This window comes from Acidovorax sp. SUPP2539, assembly GCF_030158975.1.
Lineage (GTDB): Bacteria > Pseudomonadota > Gammaproteobacteria > Burkholderiales > Burkholderiaceae_C > Paracidovorax.
On sequence record NZ_BQXJ01000003.1, the window covers coordinates 696,731 to 714,624 of the forward strand.

A 17,894-nucleotide genomic window follows, 5' to 3' on the forward strand; every position below is an offset into this window, starting at 1 on the left:
GGCGGGAGCGCCGGCTCAGTAGGCGCCCGACGAGCCGATCAGCCGCTGCGTGGGCGCCGGCAGCGCGCCATGGCGGCTGTTGCTGCTGCTGCGGGCGGTGCCAGTCGGGGTTCCGGCCGTGCCGGCATCGGTGTCGCCCGGCAGGCGGAACTGGGCCACCATGCGCGAGAGCGATTCGGCCTGGAACTTCAGGCTGTCGGCGGCGGCAGCGCTTTCCTCCACCAGTGCCGCGTTCTGCTGCGTGACCTGGTCCAGTTGCTGCACCGCATCGCCCACCTGGTTGATGCCGCTCGATTGCTCGGCGCTGGCCGCGCTGATCTCCGACAGCAGCGTGGACACTTGTGTGACCTGCGCCACCACCTCGTCCATGGTGCGCCCGGCCTGTGCCACGAGGTCGCTGCCGGTGCTCACGCGCGAGACGCTGGCTTCGATCATCGCCTTGATCTCCTTGGCGGCCTCCGCCGAGCGCCCGGCGAGCGATCGCACCTCGCTGGCCACCACCGCGAAGCCGCGCCCTTGCTCGCCTGCGCGGGCCGCCTCCACCGCGGCGTTCAGCGCCAGGATGTTGGTCTGGAAAGCGATGCCGTCGATCACCCCGATGATCTCCGCCATGCGGCCGGAACTCTGCTGGATGTCCTGCATGGTGGACACGACGTTGCCCACCACCGAGCCGCCCTGCGTGGCCACGGCCGAAGCGCCGGAGGCCAGCTGGTGCGCGCGGCGGGCCGAGTCGGCGTTCTGCTGCACGGTGGAGGTCAGTTCTTCCATCGACGCTGCGGTCTCCTCCAGGTTGCTGGCCTGTTCCTCGGTGCGCTGGCTCAGGTCGGCGTTGCCGTTGGCGATCTGCACCGACCCCGTCGCGATGGAGTCGGCGCTCGTGCGCACGTTGCCCACGATCTGCACCAGGCTGGCGTTCATGCGCTGCAGCGCGTTGAGCAACTGGCCCACCTCGTCCTTGCTGTTCGCCTCGATGTGCGACGTCAGGTCGCCCGCCGCCACGGTCTCGGCGATCTGCACCGCGCGCCCGATGGGCCGGGTGATGGATCGCGTGATGAGCCAGCCCAGCACGAACGACACGGCCACCGCCGCGCACGCGATGGCGATGATGAGCTGAAAGCCCGTCTTCACCTCGCGGTCCGCGCCGTCGCTGGCCTTGTCCATCTGCAGTTGCTGGTGATCGGACATCTTGTCGATCGCTGCCATGTAAGCCAGCTGGTTGCGCCGCAGCGTGTTGGCCAGCAGGCCCTTGGCTTCCTCGGTCTGGCCTGCGCGGATCAGCGAAAGGAAGGCGTCCACGTCCTTCACATAGGCGGACCGCTGCTCCTGCGTGTCTGCGAGCAACCGCTTGCCCATGTCGCTTTGCACCGTGGGCGTGAGCTTGGCGTACATGCCGGTGATGAGTTCGCGGCTGCCTTCGATGCCCTTGATCTCCTGCGCCCGCTGGGCCGCATTATCGAAGATCACCAGGTTGCGCACGTAGCGGGCCTGCTGATCGACCTCGTCGGAAATCTCGTTCAGCAGCCGGACCTTGACGTAATAGTCCTTGGTCACCAGCGTCAGCGCCTGGTTGACGTTGCTCAGGGCCGACATGGAGATGCCGGCCACGAGGAGCAGCAACACGATCGTGGAAAGAAATGCGAGCGTGATGCGGGGGCCGATGCGCAGGTTTCCGAAGAATCGGTGGTTCATGGACGTGCTCTTTCTTTCTTGGTGGGCTCAGAAAAAAAATGCGCCACCCGCAAGTGCCGGGGCGGAGTTGCAGGTGGCGCGCACTTCAATGCTTTCCTCTTGCGGCGTGCGGTTCGCCCCATGGGTCAGCCGCTTCGGCTTCTACCCTCCCTCCCTGTCCATCTGCGTGGAAACTTGCTGGCAGTGCAATGTCGTTCGTAAGTTTATGTTTCAGATTTTCAAATCCAAAGCGAAATTTTGGAAAGCAACACGTGCCAATTTCGCATGTCTCGCCAAACGCCGCATGTGGCGGCCGGCCATCTTCCGAAGGGTGGTGGGGCTCTTTCCCGTGCGGGCCAAGGGGTGCTTCCGCGAAAACGTCCAGCCATGAAAAAAGCCTGCTCCCGCAAGGCGGGGGCAGGCTTTTCGATGGACGCGGCCCAGGGGGCGGCGGCAGGCTGATTACAGCGAGTCGATGAAGCTGCGCAGCTTGTCGCTGCGGCTGGGGTGCTTGAGCTTGCGCAATGCCTTGGCTTCTATCTGGCGAATGCGCTCGCGCGTCACGTCGAACTGCTTGCCGACTTCTTCCAGCGTGTGGTCGGTGGACATCTCGATGCCGAAGCGCATGCGCAGCACCTTGGCTTCGCGCGGCGTGAGGCCGTCCAGGATGTCCTTGACCACATCGCGCAGGCCGGCCTGCATGGCGGCATCGATCGGGGCGGTGTTGGCACCGTCCTCGATGAAATCGCCCAGGTGGCTGTCGTCGTCGTCGCCGATCGGCGTTTCCATGGAGATCGGCTCCTTGGCGATCTTCATGATCTTGCGGATCTTGTCTTCCGGAATCTCCATCTTGGCCGCCAGGATGGACGCATCGGGCTCGAAGCCGAACTCCTGCAGATGCTGGCGCGAGATGCGGTTCATCTTGTTGATCGTCTCGATCATGTGCACCGGAATGCGGATGGTGCGCGCCTGGTCGGCGATCGAGCGCGTGATGGCCTGGCGGATCCACCACGTGGCGTAGGTCGAGAATTTGTAGCCGCGGCGGTATTCGAACTTGTCCACGGCCTTCATCAGGCCGATGTTGCCTTCCTGGATCAGGTCCAGGAACTGCAGGCCGCGGTTCGTGTACTTCTTGGCGATGGAGATCACGAGGCGCAGGTTGGCCTCGATCATTTCCTTCTTGGCATCGCGCGAGGACGATTCGCCCTCGTTCATGCGCTTGTTGATGTCCTTGAGCTCGGGCAGCGGCACCACCACGCGCGCCTGCAGGTCCATCAGGCGCTGCTGCAGTTCCTGCACCGGCGGAATGTTGCGTTGCAGCACGGTGCTCCAGGGCTTGCCGGACGCCGCCTGCTTTTCCACCCACTTCAGGTTCAGCAGGTTGGGCGGGAATTCCTTGATGAAGGTTTCCTGCGGCATGCCGCACTTGTCCACGATGATGCGGCGCAGCTCGCGCTCCTTCTTGCGCACGTCGTCCACCTGGCCGCGCACCATGTCGCACAGCTTCTCGATGGTCTTGGCGGTGAAGCGGATGGTCATCAGCTCGGCCGACAGGGCCTGCTGGGCCTTCATGTAGGCGGGCGTGCCGTAGCCTTCCTTGTCGTAGATCTTGTGGACCTTCTCGAACAGGTCGCGCATGGTGTCGAAGCGGGACAGGGCTTCGCGCTTGAGTTCTTCCAGCTTCTTGGTCAGCGCCTTGGAGCCGCCCTTGCCGTCGTCGTCGTCCTCTTCGTCGAATTCGTCGAAGTCTTCTTCGGCCACGTAGTCGTCGGCTTCATTGGGGTTGGAGAAGCCGTCCACGATGGTGGAGATGACGACCTTGCCCTCGCGGATCTCTTCGCCCATGTTCAGGATCTCGGCGATGGTGGCGGGCGATGCGCTGATCGCCTCCATCATGGCCTGCAGGCCGCCTTCGATGCGCTTGGCGATTTCGATTTCGCCTTCGCGGGTCAGCAGCTCCACCGTGCCCATTTCGCGCATGTACATGCGCACGGGGTCGGTGGTGCGGCCGAATTCGCTGTCCACGGTGGACAGGGCCGCTTCGGCTTCTTCTTCCGCTTCCTCGACGGTCGCCGCGGTGGGCGTCACGTTGTTCTGGAACAGGGTCTCGGCATCGGGCGTCTGCTCGTACACGGCCACACCCATGTCGTTGAGCATCGTGACCACGACTTCCATCGTCTCGGCATCGACCAGCTTGTCGGGCAAGTGGTCGGAGATTTCGACCTGCGTCAGGTAGCCGCGCGTCTTGCCCAGGGTGATCAGGGTCTTCAGGCGCGAGCGGCGCTTGGCCAGGTCTTCCTCGGACAGGACGGTCTCGTCCAGACCGAATTCCTTCATCAAGGCGCGTTCCTTCGCCTTGCTGATCTTCATGCGAAGGGGCTTGACCTTTTCGACCGTGGCCGTGGGGGTGGCTTCGGCTTCGGGTTCGCCTTCGAGGTCGGCCTCGATGTCGGACAGGTCGGCGTCGTCGCCCACCGCATCGTCGTCCGCACCGGCCTTGGGCTTGCGGCCCCGCTTGGCAGGGGCCTTGTCGGCTGCGGCGGCGGCGCCGGCGGCCTTGGCCGGGCGGCCGGGGCGCTTCTTGGGCGTTTCGTCGTCGGCGGAGGCCGCGGCGGCCTTGGCGCGGGCGGGCTTCTTGGTTTCTTCGGAGGCTTCGGCCTTGTCAGAGGACTTGTTCACGGGCACGGTATGGACTTTCTTGGCGGCTGGAGCAGCGGCGGCCAGGGCCTTCTTGGGCTCGGTCGTTGCGGCTTTGGCAGCAGGTTTGGAAGCGGCCTTCGCGGCGGTGCCTGGGGCGGACTTGGGCGACTTCGCGGACTTTTGAGCAGGCATGGACACCTCAGGATCAAAAACGGACACAAAGAAAACGCAAGCGCCATGGATCCCGGCGCGGGTGGCACGGCAAAGGCCGGAGCCTTCGCGGTTCGAGGGAGCGACCCTCAGGGGCAAGATGTGTGGGCGAACATTTGGTGTGCAGTCCTTGCGGTGTGAAGGGCGGTCGTGCGTGTGTGTCACGGTTGCCCGGCCCGGAGGTGCTGCTGTCGCTCTTGCCGATGAACCCTACATTATAGCGGCCCAGGGGAATTTCAAGCCGGCTTGAGCGAAATTCCGCGCAATGCCTTGAGCCGCTGCTCCAGGGCCTGGTACTGCGCCAGTGCCGCCGGGTCGCGCGCCGCCAGCAGGATGAGCTCGTTTTGCTGGCGCTTGAGCTCCTCGATGAGCATGCGGTCGAGCAGGTCGCGCAGCTCGGCCCGCAGTTCCTGCACGTCGCCCTCGGTCTGGGCGTGCGAGCCAGTCATCACCCGTTCCGCCAGCCCCTCGCATTCGTGCCCGAGCAGGCTCTCGCGCAGCACGGCCCAGGCCAGCGGACCGTGCTCGTGCAACTGGCCTTCCAGCCAAGTGAACAGCGGCCCGTGCGGCGCCGCCTGGGCGCACAGCACCGCATGGTCCTCGTGGGCCAGGTCTTCCAGGAACTCCATGTGCGACAGCAGAAGCCGCACCGCGTGGTCCGTGCGGCTCGCCGCCGGGGTGCGGGGCAGGCGCGGCTGGATGGGTCGCTCGTCTTCCTTCTTCCAGCGGCCCTTGCCTTTCCAGTCGCCGTTGTTTTTGCGAAACGGTTTGGCGGCATAGCCCTGGCCGCTACCGGGCGGCTCGCCGGCCGGGGCCCAGCCGGCGTCCTGCGCCGAGGCGCCCCAGGGCGGTTCGTCGGCGTAGGCGGGCGGGGGCGCGCCACCGGGCGCCGCGCGGTGCGCGCCGCCGCCCTGGCGGCTCGCGTCCTGTGCCGCAGCCTGGTTCCACAGATCGGACAGGTCGCGTGCGTCGAGCTGGCCCAGCTCGGCCAGTTCGGTCAGCAACTGCCGCTTGAGCGCGCCGTCGGGCAGGGCGGACCACAGCGGCCGCGCGTTGCTCACCATGTGGGCCCGGCCTTCGGCGGTGCCCAGGTCGCAGTTCTCGCGGGCCGCCTCCAAAAGGAAGCGGCTGAGCGGCAGCGCCTCGCCCACGTGGCGGGCGAAGGCCTCGGTGCCGTGTTCGCGGATGAAGCTGTCGGGGTCGTGCTCGGCCGGCAGGAACAGGAACTTCACGCTGCGCGTGTCGGTGGCGTAGGGCAGGGCGCCGTCGAGTGCCTTGCGCGCCGCGCGCCGCCCGGCCGCGTCGCCGTCGAAGCTGAACACCACGGTCTCGGTGAAGCGGAACAGCTTGTGCACGTGGTCGGGCGTGCAGGCCGTGCCCAGCGTGGCCACGGCGTTCGGGAAGCCGAGCTGCGCCAGCGCCACCACGTCCATGTAGCCTTCCGTGACCAGCACGTAGCCGTGCTCGCGGATGGCGGTGCGCGCCTCGAACAGGCCGTAGAGTTCGCGGCCCTTGTGGAACACGGGCGTTTCCGGCGAGTTGAGGTACTTGGGCTTGTCGTCGCCCAGCACGCGCCCGCCGAAGCCGATGCACTCGCCCTTCACGTTGCGGATCGGGAACATGACGCGGTCGCGGAAGCGGTCGTAGCGCTTGTCGTCCTCCTCGTTCACGATCACCAGGCCGCTCTCGGCCAGCAGGGGGCTGTCGTACTCGGGAAACACGCTGGCCAGATTGCGCCAGCCCTCGGGCGCGTAGCCCAGGCTGTAGCGCTTGGCGACCGTGCCGGACACGCCGCGCCCCTTGAAGTAGCCCACCGCGCGCGGCGAATCCTTGAGGTGCTTGCGAAAGGATTCACCGGCCTTTTCGAGCACGTCCGTCAGCGTGGCCTGCTTTTGCCGCTGGGCGGCGGCGCGCTCTCGCTCCTGGGGCGAGACGTCGTCCTGCGGTACCTGCAGGCCCACCTGCTGGGCCAGGTCCTGCACGGCCTCCACGAAGCCCATGCCGGCGTGCTCCATGAGGAAGCTGATGGCGTTGCCGTTCTTGCCGCAGCCGAAGCAGTGGTAGAACTGCTTGGAGGGGCTGACGCTGAACGAGGGCGATTTTTCCCCGTGGAAGGGGCACAGCCCCATGAAGTTGGCGCCGCCCTTCTTGAGTTGCACGTAGCGGCCGACGATGTCGACCACATCGACGCGGGCGAGCAATTCCTGGATGAACGACTGGGGGATGGACACCCGGCGATTGTCCCCCAACGCGCCGGTGCCGGCACCCGCCGGTCGGCCCGCGGGTCAGTTAGCCTGGTGGCGCGCCTCGCGTGGGCTGAGGCCGAAGCGGCGCTTGAACATGCGCTGGAAGGTGGACGGGTCCGAAAACCCGCACCGCAGCGCGATCTCCGAGAGGCTGGGCCGCTCGGTGCCGGCCCCTGCGGTCGCGGTGATCTGCTGCCAGGCGGCCTCCAGCCGGGCGCTCCAGATGGCGGCCGCCACGCCTTCGCCATGGCGTGCGAACAGGCGGTACAGCGATGCACGGGAGCATTCCAGCAGCAACGCCAGCCGCTCGGCGCCGAAGGCCGGGTCGCCGCAGTGACGCCGCACCAGGCCCCAGGCCGCCCGGTACAGGCTGTCGTCGAAGCGGCCGGCATCGGCCTGCAGGCCGGCTTTCTGCGATGTCTGCAGCAGGGCCAGGGCCATGTCGGTGCAGGCTTTCAGCGCCACGGTGCGTTCGTCGATTCCCATGCGCGGCGCCTCGCGCCAGGTGGCGGCCATCAGGGTCTGCAGCACGCTGCCCAGGCCCGGGCGCTGCGGCAGCTGGTCGGGCAGTGCGAAGCCGGGGCCCAGGGTGTCGTGGATCGTCTTGCGCGACACGATGAGGGACATGTCGCGGTGCCGGGAGCGCCGGATCTCCACGGGCCGGGCGTAGTCCACGAGGTAGAGCATGCCGGCCGAGATCTGCTGCGCTCCGTGGTTTTCCTGGGTGGCCCAGTCGCACTCCACCATCAGCGACAGGCTGATGTCGTCCGCGCCGTCCCGGCGGCACATGGCCTCGGTGCGCACGGCATGCACGGCCTCGCTCGCGTGCTCGACCAGATCGGCCCCATGGCCGACGATGCGACGCAACCGCCCGCCGAACGCCGCTCCGTCCGGCGCGTCGGACTCGGGGCGCATGCGGCTGAGCACCGATTCCCGCCAGAAGTCGAGGCGCTCGCCCGAGGGGATGGGGTCAGTGGAGACCTCCACCAGGGTCCCTGGGACGTGCGGACTGGCGAGCGCAGCATGGCGGCGGGGTGGATGGGAATCGGAAGCCGGACGGATCTCGTTTGCCATGAATTCCCTTCGGCGGTCTGTTGCTTTCTGTGTGTTTCCACTCGAAATGTAGTGCACGCGCGACAGGTCGCGAAAAAAACCCTGCGCGCCGAACGGGGTCGAAATGGACCCCGCGTCTCACCCGTTGGGCCTGGCATGGCCGCCCGTCTCAATTGCCCGTACGGAGGGCTCTGGCCGCGGCGTGGGATGGAAATCCCCACTGGATCAGCGGGTTGAAACGGCCGGGGCGAAACGTCACGATGCACCGGTGGGCGGGAGGCCTGCTGCCCGATTCCGGGCGAAAAAACTGCGTCATCACCCCAATGGACCGGCCTGCCGGACACAATTTATGCACCCTGTGGACAGCCCCCTCGACCCCCTGCAGCATCTTGACCTCGTCCGAAGCTGCGGCGAAGGCGGACTCGGCCCTGCACCCCATGCGCTGTCGGTGCCGGTCCATGCCGAGCCGGGCGGCCCGGGCCAGGGCACGCTCACGGTCTTCGGCGCGGGCGGCCAGACGCTGGTGCAGACGGCCTTCGACGGCCATGCCACGGTGCTGGTGCACGCGGCGCGGGACGGCCTGCGCCTCGTCCTGGACCTGGGGGACGGCCTGCACCTGGCCGCCCGGCTCGAGGACTACCGCTCCGGCACGGCGGTCGTGCTGTCGCCGATCTCCACGCTGGTGGATGCCTACCTCGCCACGCAGCCAGGGATGGCGCTGGCGCGGGCCCAGGCACGCGTGCTGGAGTCGCTGGGGCTGCCGCCCGACCTTCCCGTGGGGACTCTGGGCTTCAGCCTGGACCGCGACCGGTTCGATGCGGACCACTTCCACCAGGCCGCGCGCGGCGCGGGCGGCACGCAGGCGCTGGCATGGCAGGTGGCGGACGGCATCGACGCCACGGTCTCCGTCCAGCGCTTCGGACGGAACGCGGCCGGCCTGCTGGGCGCCGACAAAAGCCCCGACGCCACCATCAAGGACCTGGTGGATGGCTTGTCCGGCAACTTCAAGGACTGGGCCGGCGGCAAGGTCAAAGGCTGGCTCATGCGGGTCAGCGGGATCAACAGCTTCCTGAACGAACTGGGGCTGGGTGAAGGAGAGGACACCACCGCCAAGCAACTGCAGGCGATCACGGCCGAGATCAAGCGGCTGAGCGAGGCGATCGACAAGGTGCCGCGGTCCACGGCCTACATCGCCCGCCTGACGGCGCTGGAGGTATTGAAGGCGTTCGTGCAGGACAAGACCGAGTTGCTGGCCAGCGCGGCGGGGGATGCGCCGCCGACGGCCGACCAGCTTCAGGAGCAATTCGTCAAGTCCGTGAATGAAAGCCTGGTGTTGACCCAACTGCACGACAACCAGGTGGGCTCCGGTGCCGATGCCAAGGGGCTGATCCGCCTGCTGCTGGACGACCACCCCAAGTTCTATTCGGGCCGCGCCGGAACGGCCTATGACGACCTGCTGTTCAACGCCTTCAACCAAGCGCGCGCGCTGCAGGCCCAGGCACTCAATCTCAAGGTCGAGGCCGCCCATGCGGGCGATCCGCCGCAGCTGGACAAGGCGGAGCGGCACCTGGACGAGTACCACATTCACCTCAAGCGCCAGCGGCTGATGTACCCCAACGGGCTCAAGCCCTTCGCCGACGGCAGCATCCTGGACCGCGACACCGGCCTGATGTGGAAACCGGAGATGTTCGAGTACGACGGTCTGGAAGGGCTGATGGCCGACCCGGCGAGCGCGGGAAATCCCTGGCGCCTGCCCAGCATCACCGAACTGCAGAGCCTGATACCGTCGAACGCCGTGCGCCATCGGCTGCCTTCCGGCGAACAGTCGGCTGCGACGCCTCAAGTCATGCGGTATTTCGGTTTCAAGCCGCAGTCGTACCAGCAGGACGGCACCACCCATTACCGGCATTTCGCCGACCTGGGGCAGGCGGGGTCCAGGCCGTACAAGATCCTCGGCCCGGGCTACATCGTCACCCGCAACGCCTACACGCGGCGCGATCGCCACTGGGGCCAGTCGGACTACGAACTGCGCACGCTGGTGATGAACCTCTACAACGGCGACGAGGAAAACATCCGCATCAAATTCTGCCGTGGCGACGGCAAGTGCTATACCGAATACGGCTCCTCGCAGCCACCCGTGCCGTGGACCATGCCGGTGCTGTACGTGCGCACGCCGCCCGTTCCCGTGGAGTTCAAGGTCGAGTTCTACGAAGGTTTCAAATCCACGGCCGACACGGCGCAGGGTTGGGCGCTGGTGCGCTACTCCGACAGCGGCGAGTGGAAGGACGTGACCCAGGATGCGATCTGGAGCGTCGAGGGCGATAACGCGTCGGACGTGCACGTGTCCAACCACGAAGGCACCAGCGGCCTGGTACAGCTGCGCAGCCAGGAGCGCACGCCACGTGCCTACACGATCAAGGCCGAACTGCCCTGGTACCTGTCGGACCAGCTCGGGCAATGGGGCCGGCTCGAAGGCAAGGCCATCCTCTACGGCAACCAGAGCGCGCCGGTGCCGGTGCTCAAGCGGCTGCTGCTGTCCCCTGCCACGAAGGTCACCAAGCAATACCCGTTTTCGTACGACCTCAGCATCCGGGGCGTCCTGAGTTCGGAGGCCGCCGTCGACAAGGACATGGCCGTCTGGTCGTGCAACCCGAGCGATTCCGGCGTGCAGATCAGCCCCTCCGGCCACGTGACGGTGTCCCTGAGGCCCACATCGAAAAAGCAGATCCAGATCAAGGCCACGATCGGCGGCGCCGAAGGGTTCGCCTACCTCGTGCTGCTGCCCTGACCCGCGAGGCGCATTCCATGCCATTTCTCACCATCAGTGCCGGCCGCGACCGGTCCATCGCCCTCGCCGCAGACGGTGCGGCCTACGGCTGGGGCGGCGTCAAGCGGCTCGGCGCCCAGCTGCCACCCGGCTATCCAGGCGAGCTGTGCACATCCAGCCCCACCGAGATCGGCCACAACCGCTACGCGCAGCCGCAGCCCCAGTGGCTGAACCCGGGCCTGCCGTTCACCGCGGTGCACGACGGGCATTCCCACACGCTGGCCGTGCGCGAGGGCGGCGCCGTGGTGGCCTGCCGGCCCGTGGTGTCGCCGGATCACGGCGCCGACCGCGTGGGCGTGTCGGGCCTGCCGTCCCCGGTGGTCCAGGTGGCCCAGACCGAAGCCGCCGCATTCGCGCTGCAGGCCGACGGTACGGTGCGCTCCTGGGGCATGGCGGCCTACGGGCAACTGGGCCGCGTGACGGCGTCGCGCGAATCCGGCCCGCAGGCCATCGAAGGCCTGGGCGCCATCGCGCACCTGGCGCCCGGCCATGCGCACGTGCTGGCGCTGGACCGTGCCGGCCGCGTCTGGGCCTGGGGGGCCAACGCGGCCGGCCAGCTCGGCAACGGGGCACTGACTGAATCCGCCGTGCCGGTGCGGGTGGACCTGCCCGGGCGCATCGTGCAGGTGGCCGCGGGCGACACGCACAGCTTCGCGGTGGACGCGCAAGGCGGGCTGTGGGCCTGGGGCTCCAACCAGTACGGGCAATCGGGCGATGCGGCCGCGCGCTATTTCGCCCGGCCCGTGCGGGTGCGCACCGGCTTCGCCGTGGCGCAGGTGGATGCGGGCATGTTCTACACCGTGGCGCTGTCGCGCCAGGGCGATGTGTTCGCATGGGGTTGGAACGGCATGGGGCAGCTCGCGCGGGACGGCATGGCCTTTTCCGCCAAGCCGCTGCGGGTGCCGGCGCTGCGCGGCGTGCTGCAACTGGCGGCCGGATCGGGCCACGTGCTGGCGCGCACCGGCACCGGGCTGCTCGCCTGGGGCGACAACCGCTCGTCCGCCTGCGGGGCGTTTCCGTCCACCGCCGTGCAGGTCCGTCCCCATCCCATCGCATTCGCCTGAAGGCCCGCCATGACCGATTCTTTCTCGACCCCGGAGCCGACGCGCCGCGCCAGCCTGCAGTGGATGTTGGGGCTCTCCCTGGGCTCGGTGGTTGCCCCGCTGGCCGGCTGCGGCGGCAGCGCCTCCGGCGCCACGGCGGACACGCTGCCCGAGCCCGCCGCGCTGACGTCGTCCGGCGGCCAGCTCAGCCTGGACCTGTTCGCCCGCTACGGCGCGCAGCCGCTGCGCATCGCGGGATCGCAGCCGCCGGCCTATCCGGGCGTGGCCCGCACGGTGCAGACCGCGCTGCGCAGCTTCAACGGCCAGTACATGGCGCCCACGCTGCACCTGCAGCCCGGCGACACGCTGCGCATCCGGCTGGTCAACGAACTGCCGGCCAACGTGAAGGGCCAGTCCTCGCTGGACTACCTCAACCACCAGAACAGCACCAACCTGCATTTCCACGGCCTGCACGTCGATCCGCGGGAGATCCGCCCTGGCGTGTTCGGCGACTACGTGGTGGACATGGCCGAGGCCGGCGTGCTGCCGGGGGCCAGCCGCCAGCACGAGGTGGCCATCCCGGCCGACCACACCAACGGCATCTACTGGTACCACCCCCATCTGCACGGGTCGTCCAACGTGCAGGTCTCCAGCGGCATGTTCGGCGCCATCCTCATCCACGACCCCAAGGACACCTTCATCGACACGCCGGACATCCGCGAGCGGGCGATCCACGTGCACAAGGTCAACCTGACCGACGAGGGCAAAACGGAATCGTTCTACGACTCCATCCGCACCGCGTCGTCGGGCTTTTTGCTCAACGGCGCCTACCAGCCCACCATCGTGATGCGGCCGGGCGAGGTGCAGCAATGGCACTTCGTCAACACGGCTTCGTTCTACCCGTTCAACCCCGTGCTGGACGGCCACACGCTCTGGGCGTATGCCAAGGACGGCAACGTGTTCAACCGCCGTTTCAAGCCCATCAACGCGGCCACTTCGGACCAATTCGACAACGCCCACTGGCCCGGCAACGCGCTGTACCCCGGCAACCGCCATTCGATCGTGGTGAAGGCCAGTGACGTGCCCGGCACGTACTACCTGCGTTCGGTCAAGGCGCCGTCGAGCGAGGCGCAGGACGAGATCGTCGCGCGCATCGTGGTGGAGGGCACGCCGCTGTCCACCCCGCTGCCCCAGCCCGCGCGCCTGCCGCGCTATGCCGAGCACCTGCCCATCACCGATGAGGAACTGGCGGCCCATGGCGGCAAGCAGCGCAGCCTGGTGCTGGCCGTGCTGTCCAAGACGAGCGAGCGCCTGGCCCAGCCCATTCCGGCGGGGGAGGGCTGGTTCATCCCGCTGTCCGATGGCGTCGACGGTTTCACCGACACCGTGTTCTCGTCCGGCGATGCCTCGCCGCAGGCCCGGCTGTCGCCGTTCCAGTCGTCGCTCACGGCCACGCAGACGGTGGCGCTGGGCGCGGTGGAGGAATGGACCATCCAGAACCTCAATCGCTACCCGCACCCGTTCCACATCCACGTCAACGACAGCTATGTGGTCCGGGTCAACGGCGAGCCGGTCGATCCGTACTGGGCCGACACGCTGCCGGTGCCGCCGATGGGCAGCATCACCTTCCGCATGCGGTTCACCGACTTCCACGGCCAGTTCGTGTGGCACTGCCATGCGCTCGACCACGAAGACCTGGGAATGATGCAACTGGTGCACGTGGTGGCGTGACAGGCGACGAACACGAGCGAGCGAACAAGGGCAAGAGCAGACGCGGAGCCACAGGAACCAAGAGAGAGAGGGGAGAGAAGAAGAGCGCGGCGAGGGGCCCGGTGCGGTGCGCCGGGCCCCGGCGTCGTGCGCGGGATGGGGCCTGATGGGGCAGCAATGGCTGGTGTCCTGGTGGGGCACGGGACGCGTGTGGGACCAGGGTGCCGCTGAATGGGCGTAAGCTTGTCGAGTCGATCGTCGCCCCGCCATTGCCCGTGGCCCATCGCTGTCATGAATCTGCCCGCCTCCCCCCACGCCGTCTCTTCGGCCACCGCCTCTTCGCCCGCCTGCGCCGCCTGCCGCGATGGCCAGGCGCTGGACTTCGAGTTCACCATGGCGTTTCAGCCCATCGTCGACCTGCGCGACCGCAGCGTCTATGCCTACGAGGCGCTGGTGCGGGGGCTGGACGGCAGCTCGGCCCAGAGCATCCTGGATCGGGTGACCGAGCAGAACCTCTATGCCTTCGACCAGGCCTGCCGCGTGAAGGCCGTGGAGCTGGCCGCGGCACTGGGCATGCCCTGCCGGCTGAGCATCAACTTCCTGCCCAACGCCGTGTACCAGCCGGAGGCCTGTATCCGCGCCACGCTGCAGGCCGCGCAGCGCTGCGGCTTTCCCACCGAGCGCATCATCTTCGAGATCGCCGAGCGCGAGAACCTGCTGGACAAGGCGCACCTGCAGGGCATCCTGCACGCCTACCGCCGCCACGGCTTCCTGAGCGCGATCGACGATTTCGGCGCGGGCTACGCGGGCCTGAGCCTGCTGGCCGACTTCCAGCCCGATCTGCTGAAGATCGACATGGCCCTGGTGCGCGGCGTCGACCGCCATCCGGTCCGGCAAGCCATCGTGCGCAGCATCGTGGGCCTGTGCGATGACCTGGGCGTGCAGGCCCTGGCCGAAGGCGTCGAAACCGATGCCGAGCTGCACACCTTGCGCGGCCTGGGCATCCACCTGTTCCAGGGCTACCTGCTGGCCCGGCCCGCGCTGCAGGCCCTGCCGCCCGTGCGCTGGCCGCAGGACGCCGCCGCCTGACGCTGCGCCGCCAGGCGGCGGCGGGGGTTTACACGGCGCGCCGGCTGGAAGATGCTCGGCCTTCGTTCAACCCCTCGCCTTCGCCGCATGTCCCTCGATCCCGCCGTCATCCAGGCCTTTGCACCCACCGGGGTGCTGCGCGCCTCCATCAACCTGGGCAACCCCATTTTGGCCAAGGCCGGTGCGCCGGGGGCGGACCCGTCCGGTGTGTCCGTCGATCTGGCGCGGGCCCTGGCCGAGCGCCTGGGTGTGCCCATCGCCTTCGCCGTGTTCGATGCGGCCGGCCGATCGGTCGAGGCCGTCACGCAGGAGCAGGCCGATGTGGGCTTCTTCGCCGTGGACCCGCTGCGCGGCGCCGGCATCGCGTTCACCGCGCCGTACGTGCTCATCGAAGGCTGCTACCTGGTGCGGGACGATTCGCCGCTGCGCGACAACGAGGCCGTGGACCGGCCCGGGCACCGGGTGGTGGTCGGCAAGGGAAGCGCCTACGACCTCTACCTGAGCCGCGAGATGAAGGCCGCCACCCTGGTGCGCGCCCCCACGTCGCCCGCCGTCGTGGAAACCTTCCTGGCCGAAGGCGCCGACGTGGCTGCGGGCGTCAAGCAGCAGCTGCAGGCCGATGCGCAGCGCCTGGGCGGCGGCCTGCGCCTGCTGCCGGGCCGCTTCATGGTCATCCAGCAGGCCATGGGGCTGCCCAAGGGCCGGGGCGCGGCCGCGGCGGGCGTGCTCCATGCCTTCGTGGAAGAGGCCAAGGCCAGCGGCTTCGTGCAGGCCGCGCTGGAGCGGCACGGCATCCAGGGCGCCTCTGTGGCGCCGGCCCAGGCCCAGGCCCCGGCTTGAGGCGGTGATTCGATTGCTATTGTTTTAATAGCGATATGCCCTAGTGTCGATTGTGCTGGGGCCTGTTTTGATAACAAGCCTGCTTCGCAGGGCCCCGCCGGGGTGCTGGCCGGTGCGGGGCGCGCGGGGCCGCGCATAAGATCGCATCGGCACCGAACGGGCCGCGGCATGCTGCGGCGGCCCGCGCTGCCACCCGACCATTCCAAAGGAGACAACCCATGAAAAAAACGTTCCGCCTGCTGGCCGCCGCAATCGCCCTGGTGGGGGTGGCATCGACGGCGTCGGCCGAGGTGTACCCCAAGGAGGCGCTGCTGAAAGCCAACAAGGAGGGCGCCGGCGGCGGCAAGGGCACGCTGGCCGGCGAATACGCCTTCACGCGCGACAAGGCGCTCAAGGACCAGGCCATCAAGGAGATCAGCTGGCTCACGCTGCAGCCAGGCGACTCCATCGGCTACCACAAGCACACCAGCAACGAGGACACCTACGTGATCGTCTCGGGCCGCGGCACCTTCAAGGACAAGGACGGCGTGGACGTGGCCGTGAAGCCGGGCGACGTGACCATCGTGCGCAAGGGCGAATCGCACGGGCTGACCAATACCGGCACCGAGCCGCTGGTGTTCCTGGACGTGATCGCCGAGCAGTAGGCGCTGGCGCAGCGGCCGGCCCCGGGCCGTAACGCCAAAGAGCACCCGCCGGGTGCTCTTTTTTTGAGGGGCGGGCGCTCAGTCCCCCATCACCACGCCTTCGCGGCGCGGGTCGGCGCCGCCCAGCCACATCGGCTGCCCGTGCACCTCGGCGCGGGTGATGGCCTGCAGGCCGCTGGTCATGTTCATCTCGCGCACCTCGGCGCCGCGGGCGCGCAGCGCCTCCACCGTGGCCGGCGGGAAGCGGTTTTCCTCCAGCATCGTCGGGCCATTGAGCGAGCCGAAATTGGGCAGGTTGATGGCCTGCTGCGGCATCAGCCCCCAGTTGAAGATGCCGTAGAGCGTCTTGGCCGTGTAGTGGATGATGAGCGCGCCGCCCGGGCTGCCGCCGCTCATCACCACCTGGCCGGTCTGCTTGTCGAACACCAGCGTGGGCGCCATCGACGAGCGTGGGCGCTTGCCGGGCTCCACCCGGTTGGCGATGGGCTGGCCCTGCGCGTCCTTGGGCGCGAAGCTGAAATCGGTCAACTCGTTGTTCAGCAGGAAGCCCTTGACCATCTGGCGCGAGCCGAACTGGTCTTCGATGGTGGTCGTCATCGCCACCGCGTTGCCGAAGGCATCGACGACGCTGATGTGGCTGGTGCCGTGTTCGATCTGGTCGGGCATGGGCGCATGGCTGGTTTTGACCGCGCCGGGGTTGCCGGGCTGCGCCACCTTCATGCTCTGCGGGCCGATCAGCTTGGCGCGCTGGGCGAGGTAGGCGGGGGCGAGCAGGGTGCTCCAGCTGCCGCCCGGCGGTTGCACGAAGTCGGGGTCGGCCACGTAGAGGCCGCGGTCGGCGAAGGCCAGGCGCGAGGCCTCGTTGTACAGGTAGAGCCAGTCGGCACTGGGCAACCAGTCGCCCGCGCCCTTGGGGCCTTCCTGCAGCGCCATCGTGTTGGCGTCGGTGTTCTTCAGGATGCCCAGGATCTGCCCCACGGCGATCGCGCCCGAGCTGGGCGGCGGAAAGCCGCACAGGCGAAAGTCCTTGGAGGCCACCTGGTAGTCCGTGCACAGCGGCTCGCGCTTCCTGGGCTGGTAGCCGGCCAAGTCGGCCAGCGCCAGGCGCCCGGGGTTGGTCGGGTGGCCCTGCACCTTGGCGACGATGGCCTGCGCCACCTCGCCCTCCAGCAGCGCCTTGGAGCCGTTGTTCGCGATGCCTTTCAGCACGGCGGCCAGCTCGGGGTTCTTGAGGACATGGCCCACGGGCCAGGGCTGGCCCGCCGCGTCGAAGAAATAGGCGCGCGCGGCCGGGTCCTGGGCCAGGTACTTTTCGTTGGCCAGCAGCGTGTTCAGGCGCGGGCTCACCTTGAAGCCGTTCTCGGCCAACTGGATGGCCGGCTGGAACAGCGATGCCCACGGCAGCTTGCCGTGCTCCTTGTGCGCCAGCTCCAGCATGCGCACCGCGCCGGGCGTACCCACCGAGCGGCCGCCCACCACGCCGTCGTAGAAGGGCACGGGCTTGCCGTCGGGGCCGAGAAAGAGGTTCTCGGTGGCGGCGGCCGGCGCCGTCTCGCGGCCGTCGTAGGCCTCGACCCGGCTGCCCGCCGAGTGCAGCAGGAACGCGCCGCCGCCGATGCCGCTCGACTGCGGCTCGACCAGCGACAGCACCATCTGCACCGCGATGGCGGCATCGATCGCCGAGCCGCCGGCCTTGAGCACCTGGTAGCCCGCATCGGTGGCCAGCGGGTTGGCGGCCGCCACGGCGAACTTCTGCGTCGCCCAGCCGGGCTTCTCGGTGTAGCCGGACGCGCCTTCGGGCTGGTCGGGCAGGGTGTAGTTCAGGCGGGGGCTGGTGCCGCAGGCCGCGAGCAGGGCGGCGGCAGCGAGGGCGGCCAGCCGGGCGGCGGGCAGGTGCTTTTGGATCATGGAGTCTCCCTGTGTG

The 17,894-nt window shown here is 68.3% G+C and carries 12 protein-coding genes; 7 read left to right on the plus strand and 5 right to left on the minus strand.

Annotated features, from left to right (window positions below):
* Nucleotides 1-15: 15 nt before the first annotated feature.
* Entirely contained in the window at nucleotides 16-1,689 is a 1,674-nt protein-coding gene (locus AVTE2539_RS14525; protein ID WP_284411550.1) for a methyl-accepting chemotaxis protein, read from the minus strand.
* On the opposite strand from AVTE2539_RS14525, the gene AVTE2539_RS14530 reads away from it, so the two are divergent.
* Nucleotides 1,688-2,059: a hypothetical protein gene (locus AVTE2539_RS14530; RefSeq protein ID WP_284411552.1), complete on the plus strand. Its 372-nt coding sequence runs from the start codon at nucleotides 1,688-1,690 to the stop codon at nucleotides 2,057-2,059. The genes AVTE2539_RS14525 and AVTE2539_RS14530 overlap by 2 nt on opposite strands.
* A 71-nt stretch (nucleotides 2,060-2,130) precedes the next feature.
* Here AVTE2539_RS14530 and rpoD read toward each other — a convergent pair whose 3' ends face one another.
* The 3 genes from rpoD to AVTE2539_RS14545 all read right to left on the minus strand — a co-directional run bounded on the left by rpoD (nucleotide 2,131) and on the right by AVTE2539_RS14545 (nucleotide 7,838).
* Nucleotides 2,131-4,500: an RNA polymerase sigma factor RpoD gene (rpoD, locus tag AVTE2539_RS14535; protein WP_284411554.1), complete on the minus strand. Its 2,370-nt coding sequence runs from the start codon at nucleotides 4,498-4,500 to the stop codon at nucleotides 2,131-2,133.
* A gap of 254 nt (nucleotides 4,501-4,754) precedes the next feature.
* Nucleotides 4,755-6,749, minus strand: a complete 1,995-nt coding sequence (gene dnaG / locus AVTE2539_RS14540) for a DNA primase (protein ID WP_284411556.1) — start codon at nucleotides 6,747-6,749, stop codon at nucleotides 4,755-4,757.
* 54 nt (nucleotides 6,750-6,803) lie between these two features.
* On the minus strand, nucleotides 6,804-7,838 hold the full coding sequence (locus AVTE2539_RS14545) for a helix-turn-helix domain-containing protein (protein WP_284411558.1): 1,035 nt from the start codon (nucleotides 7,836-7,838) through the stop codon (nucleotides 6,804-6,806).
* 328 nt (nucleotides 7,839-8,166) lie between these two features.
* On the opposite strand from AVTE2539_RS14545, the gene AVTE2539_RS14550 reads away from it, so the two are divergent.
* From AVTE2539_RS14550 to AVTE2539_RS14575, 6 genes are all read left to right on the plus strand, one after another.
* Nucleotides 8,167-10,605 carry an Lcl C-terminal domain-containing protein gene (locus AVTE2539_RS14550; RefSeq protein ID WP_284411560.1) on the plus strand — a complete coding sequence of 813 codons (2,439 nt, stop codon included), beginning with the start codon at nucleotides 8,167-8,169 and terminating at the stop codon, nucleotides 10,603-10,605.
* Between the two features lie 17 nt (nucleotides 10,606-10,622).
* Nucleotides 10,623-11,708 carry an RCC1 domain-containing protein gene (locus AVTE2539_RS14555; RefSeq protein WP_284411561.1) on the plus strand — a complete coding sequence of 362 codons (1,086 nt, stop codon included), beginning with the start codon at nucleotides 10,623-10,625 and terminating at the stop codon, nucleotides 11,706-11,708.
* Nucleotides 11,709-11,717: 9 nt separating this feature from the next.
* Entirely contained in the window at nucleotides 11,718-13,418 is a 1,701-nt protein-coding gene (locus tag AVTE2539_RS14560; RefSeq protein ID WP_284411563.1) for a multicopper oxidase family protein, read from the plus strand.
* A 270-nt stretch (nucleotides 13,419-13,688) separates the two neighbouring features.
* A complete protein-coding gene (locus AVTE2539_RS14565) occupies nucleotides 13,689-14,486 on the plus strand; it encodes an EAL domain-containing protein (RefSeq protein ID WP_284411565.1) in 798 nt (265 codons plus the stop codon).
* An 87-nt stretch (nucleotides 14,487-14,573) separates the two neighbouring features.
* Nucleotides 14,574-15,326, plus strand: a complete 753-nt coding sequence (locus tag AVTE2539_RS14570) for a transporter substrate-binding domain-containing protein (RefSeq protein WP_284411567.1) — start codon at nucleotides 14,574-14,576, stop codon at nucleotides 15,324-15,326.
* A gap of 218 nt (nucleotides 15,327-15,544) precedes the next feature.
* Nucleotides 15,545-15,970, plus strand: coding sequence for a cupin domain-containing protein (locus AVTE2539_RS14575; RefSeq protein ID WP_284411569.1), 426 nt, complete (start codon nucleotides 15,545-15,547; stop codon nucleotides 15,968-15,970).
* A gap of 78 nt (nucleotides 15,971-16,048) precedes the next feature.
* Here the strand turns inward: AVTE2539_RS14575 and AVTE2539_RS14580 are convergent, their stop codons facing one another.
* Nucleotides 16,049-17,878 carry a gamma-glutamyltransferase family protein gene (locus tag AVTE2539_RS14580; RefSeq protein ID WP_284411571.1) on the minus strand — a complete coding sequence of 610 codons (1,830 nt, stop codon included), beginning with the start codon at nucleotides 17,876-17,878 and terminating at the stop codon, nucleotides 16,049-16,051.
* Between the last annotated feature and the right edge of the window lie 16 nt (nucleotides 17,879-17,894).

What these genes read in the sequence shown, in the direction of transcription:
- AVTE2539_RS14530 (WP_284411552.1), top strand. Translation starts at nt 1,688, where the DNA reads ATGGACGTGCTCTTTCTTTCTTGGTGGGCTCAGAAAAAAAATGCGCCA.
- AVTE2539_RS14525 (WP_284411550.1), bottom strand. Translation starts at nt 1,689, where the DNA reads ATGAACCACCGATTCTTCGGAAACCTGCGCATCGGCCCCCGCATCACG.
- rpoD (WP_284411554.1), bottom strand. Translation starts at nt 4,500, where the DNA reads ATGCCTGCTCAAAAGTCCGCGAAGTCGCCCAAGTCCGCCCCAGGCACC.
- AVTE2539_RS14545 (WP_284411558.1), bottom strand. Translation starts at nt 7,838, where the DNA reads ATGGCAAACGAGATCCGTCCGGCTTCCGATTCCCATCCACCCCGCCGC.
- AVTE2539_RS14550 (WP_284411560.1), top strand. Translation starts at nt 8,167, where the DNA reads ATGCACCCTGTGGACAGCCCCCTCGACCCCCTGCAGCATCTTGACCTC.
- AVTE2539_RS14555 (WP_284411561.1), top strand. Translation starts at nt 10,623, where the DNA reads ATGCCATTTCTCACCATCAGTGCCGGCCGCGACCGGTCCATCGCCCTC.
- AVTE2539_RS14560 (WP_284411563.1), top strand. Translation starts at nt 11,718, where the DNA reads ATGACCGATTCTTTCTCGACCCCGGAGCCGACGCGCCGCGCCAGCCTG.
- AVTE2539_RS14565 (WP_284411565.1), top strand. Translation starts at nt 13,689, where the DNA reads ATGAATCTGCCCGCCTCCCCCCACGCCGTCTCTTCGGCCACCGCCTCT.
- AVTE2539_RS14570 (WP_284411567.1), top strand. Translation starts at nt 14,574, where the DNA reads ATGTCCCTCGATCCCGCCGTCATCCAGGCCTTTGCACCCACCGGGGTG.
- AVTE2539_RS14575 (WP_284411569.1), top strand. Translation starts at nt 15,545, where the DNA reads ATGAAAAAAACGTTCCGCCTGCTGGCCGCCGCAATCGCCCTGGTGGGG.
- AVTE2539_RS14580 (WP_284411571.1), bottom strand. Translation starts at nt 17,878, where the DNA reads ATGATCCAAAAGCACCTGCCCGCCGCCCGGCTGGCCGCCCTCGCTGCC.